At 59.5% G+C, this 4,417-nt stretch carries 5 protein-coding genes; 1 reads left to right on the top strand and 4 read right to left on the bottom strand.

Annotated features, from left to right (window positions below):
• The first annotated feature begins 723 nt into the window (after positions 1-723).
• Positions 724-951 (top strand): DUF768 domain-containing protein, encoded by a 228-nt coding sequence (locus NKI95_RS33985; RefSeq protein WP_352566306.1) that lies wholly within the window; start codon positions 724-726, stop codon positions 949-951.
• Between the two features lie 597 nt (positions 952-1,548).
• Here NKI95_RS33985 and NKI95_RS33980 read toward each other — a convergent pair.
• The 4 genes from NKI95_RS33980 to NKI95_RS33965 all read right to left on the bottom strand — a co-directional run bounded on the left by NKI95_RS33980 (position 1,549) and on the right by NKI95_RS33965 (position 3,839).
• Entirely contained in the window at positions 1,549-2,106 is a 558-nt protein-coding gene (locus NKI95_RS33980; protein WP_352566308.1) for a dihydrofolate reductase family protein, read from the bottom strand.
• Between the two features lie 589 nt (positions 2,107-2,695).
• Complete coding sequence (locus NKI95_RS33975; RefSeq protein WP_352566403.1) at positions 2,696-2,944, bottom strand: DUF982 domain-containing protein; 249 nt, start codon at positions 2,942-2,944, stop codon at positions 2,696-2,698.
• Positions 2,945-3,105: 161 nt separating this feature from the next.
• Positions 3,106-3,348: a DUF982 domain-containing protein gene (locus NKI95_RS33970; RefSeq protein WP_352711718.1), complete on the bottom strand. Its 243-nt coding sequence runs from the start codon at positions 3,346-3,348 to the stop codon at positions 3,106-3,108.
• A gap of 242 nt (positions 3,349-3,590) precedes the next feature.
• The gene (locus NKI95_RS33965) at positions 3,591-3,839 is read right to left on the bottom strand and encodes a DUF6894 family protein (protein WP_352566312.1); all 249 of its coding nucleotides are present in this window, start codon (positions 3,837-3,839) and stop codon (positions 3,591-3,593) included.
• Positions 3,840-4,417 lie beyond the last annotated feature (578 nt).

The raw sequence follows: 4,417 nt of genomic DNA, 5'->3' as shown, positions 1-4,417 counted from the left end.
ATCACCCGTTGCTCAACCCGCGCCATACGGCGTAAAACCCGCCGAGGCTCTAACTGCAGCCGGATGAAAATTCAGTGGCAGGTCAGAAGCAACCCCGACCAAGAGTTCGCTCGGCGGACCGGGAACAAAGAAAAGCCGAAAGCAGCCAAGGGTAGAAGAAAAGGTCGGCGCCACGTTAACCACGTTATCGCCTTACATCGAACCTAGAGGTGGCTTTCTCGTTAGTCGTCTATGGAAGACGATCAATCTAGATTCCGTTGTCACCCCGAGCCGTCCGGCACGTGGATGGTGTGGGATGAGGTCGACAATGCCCCGGCAAGCTTAGGAGGCTGCTCACTTGTCGGTCGGACATGGCAGCGCGCCAAAGTGGCCTGCGATTTGCTGAAGCGCATTTATGACAACCGGCTGGAGGCTCGATCGCATGCGAGAAAGCCGGTGGCCGAGCCGGTGGACCGAGTCGACGACCTCATATCATCCATCCGCAAGAGCCGCAGTTTTGCAAGTTTGTCTCAAGGCGGGCGGGGAGTTCCATTGAATTCCGGGCAGTCGATCTCGCGACCCGGGTTGGGTCAAAGGGAAACATAACCGAAGACTGCCCCGGATTGCGCGGCAACTTTGCCGAGGGCGTACACCTGTCTCAGGGGCGAGGAGGACCTTTGGCACGCCTCGCTGCAGGATTTTCGGGAAGAAGGAACTTAATCCCATTCGCCAGCTTATGGCTGGATGAGCACACGCGGCATCAACTTCTTCGACAAATGGATGGCAGAGCATCTGCCTAACGCAAGGTCAAACGATCCGTTCGCCATTAGGGATCTTGCCGACCAGGCTCTCAAAGCGGCTGAGGAGAGCGGCATCAAGGCACATGAGATCGAAGAGGAGGTCGGGAACGTTTTCGACGTCATTTTCGACGCCATGCTGCATCGTGAAGGCGGCATGGTGGAAATGATCTGAAGCGACTAGCATCCGGCCGACAGACCGGACAGTGAAATTCGGTGCGGCGACACCTTCAACAGATCGCCATGCATGCCTCAGAAAACACTTGCCGACACTCTGGCCGCCCGCGAGACGGCCTATGTCAATTGCGGCCATCCGATGTGCTGCAAATCGACGAGGCTCGATATCCGGCGCTGAGTGACAGGCTCGGCCGTGACCACGGCTCAATGCATAACGACCTAGTCGGGCTTTTGTTTGCTCAGATTGCAGGGCTGCCGGCCGTGACCGCCGGCCGGTGTTCTTCACATGCATTCCTGACTACGAAGGCCAGCAGCGTGCGCGCAATCGCGGCTGGAAGCCAACTTTTGAACGAGGGGGCTGAAAGTGGCCGGCGCCAAAGCCTACGCGCTGCCGTCGCGGCACAGGAGCGGTGCCTCATGTTTGCTGCGAGAGCAAAGGCCCGTTTCCATACTAGTCCACCATGTCCCGCAGGGGCTTCTTGCGCTTGGGTGCATCTGTTCTCATCCAGGACGCCAGGCGACCAAAGCCGACTGAATCGGCGGCGCTCCTGCGACGCGCAAGCCCCCGACCTGGGCGCGTTGAGCCTGCTCCGAGTCAGCGCGCGCGCCGGTAATGCATGGCGACCGCGCCGCTGCGGAGCGGCTTGGCCGAGATCAGCTCGAGCCGTCGCGTGCTGGGCAGCCCGCTTTGGTAGAGGGTCGGGCCGTGGCCCGCGATTCTCGGGTGCACGAGGAGCTTGTACTCGTCGATTAGATCCAGCCGGTCCAGCTCGGTCGCGAGCTTGCCGCTACCGAGGAGCACGCCGGCCGGGGTCGCGTCCTTGAGCCTCTGCACGCCCTTGCGCAGTTCGCCGCCGATGTGGTGGCTGTTGGTCCACGGGAAGGCCTTTCGCGTCGATGACACTACGTACTTCGGCTTGGCCTCCAGCTTGACCGCCCACTCGCGTATCGCCGGCGGCGCCTCCTCGTCGCCGCGGGCGACTGCCGGCCAGTAGCTCTCCATCATCTCGTAGGTGACGCGACCCCACAGCATTGCTCCGCCCTCATCCATAAGGCGGGTGAAGAAGGCGTGCGTCTCGTCGTCGGCAATTCCCTCCTGGTGGTCGACGCAGCCGTCCAGGGTGACGTTGATGCTGAAAGTCAATAGTCCCATGCGGCGAGTCTAAGCCATACAATGGAGAACATGAAGGCCGATTGCTCGCGGTTGATGTTCAACTTACGCCCCCCGTGCCCCCTTCGTTTCCTTCACGTCCTGCTGCTCGGGTCGCCTTCCGTCCCATAATCATAGCTCCGCGCGTATACGTAGGGGGTGCCAGTGGCGGTGGCGGGCATTTCGTGGGATTGATGCACTGAATCTGGGCCGCGCCGGCCCGGGGGGAAAGACCGTGAAAACCGCCATCACAGTACTCATTGTTCTGCAAGTCGCCAATTTGGTGGCGACGCTTGGGGCCGATTACTTTGGTCGTCGCCGCGCCACGCTATTCGCTGCCTGATCTATGCCACGCACGCCATGGGCGAGCCAAAGGCTTGCAAGGAGGCATTTCCACGCCGAGCTGCCATAGGACGCGCGTGCCTAGGCGCGACCCATCCCGAGGGAAACAGGCCACAAATGAGCCCGCGCGCATGGTTTCCCCTCAGTGGGACGATAGTCACCAGAGCGCGTTCATGCCAGCCGGCATAACCGCACGGGCAGCCCTTCGGCGGCTGCCACTATATCCACCCGCACTCCCTTGACCGTGTACCTAATTCTCAGGGGAGAGGTACATTTTGGCCTCCTTAGCGGCAGCCTCAAATGCCTTTCGTATCACGTGAGGGTCAATCGGATCGCCCTCCACAGCCGACAGGCAGAGGGTCACAGCCTTGTGCCAGCGAGGTCCTCGCCGGGTCCACGTCTTGAGCTGCTCAAGGGCTGCCCTCGCATTGTTGCAGCTACGCCGATCACCGGCTTCAGTCCTTACGAACACCGGAGGGACGAACCAATGGGTTGGCATGATGGGAATGTAGGGCGGGACGAGCCTGCCGACCACCCAGTGGTAGTCCGCGATAATGGAACAACGCAGGTCCTCGGTAGTTTAGAAATCGCAGCGGTCAATTCTTCGTGGATGCAGCCGCTGTTGGGTCCGCCGGCTTTCTCACGAGTGGCGGGCCCGCCTTATGGAGGGACTAATATCCCCTGCTCCTTGGCGGCAGCCAGGAATGCCTTGCGGGCCTCCTCAGGCTCCATCTCGTCGGCAAGCACAGCGACGCAGACGTGCACCGCGAGATTCCACTGAGGGCCACGTTTGGTCCACTTCAGGAGTTCCTTAGCCGCTGCATCGGCGTTGTTGACGTGGTTCGTCATACTTGGAGACTCAGTCCCGACAGGGACCGGAGGGGAGAACCAGTGATTTGGCATAAGGGTCACTCCTTGCCGCCTCTTAAGCCCCCTAAGCAACTTTTGCTGATCCGTCAGCGTTCGTTTTAATGATAGACTAAGCAGCTTTCGAAGGTAGCTGCAGGCCGCATCTGACCTCTGCTTTGTTCTCTCGACGATTTCGTCTGGAATGGTAGACCAGAATGCTTGATAGAAATTTCTGAGCGGGTGATCGGACAAGTGGCTCGAGTGACCAAGGTGAAGACGATCAGGTTCCCATCGATTCATTGTCTGATGCGGACTATGCGGTTCAGTTCGAATTTGACCACGATCTGGGCTAGCTGGTTGCCTGCTTCATCGCCGACTTGAATGCCAGCCTCGTGATAGGTGCCATCGGGCAGCTTTTCTCTTGCGATTTCAAGCAGCGTTTTTGCTGCCTCGTCCTCCGCAGATTCCAGGTTCGGAAGCTCTGAACCTTCAGGGTCTGGGAGGGTCTCTCCATTGCTGGACAAGTCGAAGAAATAGCGCGGCATCAATCCTAACCAGGATTGCCGGAAAATGTTCAATGTCTCTTTTTTACATACAAAGAGCTAATCCTGCATGGCCCGCAGGGGCTCTTGCGCTTCGGCGGCCTGTATTTTCAACCAGCCTGGCCTTGTCGAGGTCGATCGTCACCGGCGGCCTCACGTCGATGGTCACCTTGCCGCCTTCCTCGTCCACCGTTCCTTAGTTTCTTTAACAAAGGCTTTCACCCGGGATGCGTCCCTGTCACGAGTTGCTGGCCACAGCGATCCGGGATGACCGATCCGTCGGTGGCCGAATTTCGTTCCAACCGTCGGTTGGTGGACGCATTGCAGCTGATGCGCCTAAAGTCCCTGACGGTCCGCGTGCACCGGGCAGGCCCATCCCGCATCCCCAGCGTGGTGCAAGCCACTTGATCGGATCCCGCCGTCCTGGCATGTGCGGCGGGACTTTTTATCCAATTCGCGGAAAACCGAGTCGGCTTCGACCTCCGTCACCTATCCATCGCGAACGGCTCATGCTCGGGAAGGTGATGATGCAGCACTTCGACAAGGTTTCGCTTGTCGAATGTCTGGCCGCAAATTGGGCA

This window comes from Mesorhizobium sp. M0306, from assembly GCF_040321655.1.
Taxonomy (GTDB): domain Bacteria; phylum Pseudomonadota; class Alphaproteobacteria; order Rhizobiales; family Rhizobiaceae; genus Mesorhizobium.
This window is presented reverse-complemented; position numbering and strand designations above follow the sequence as displayed.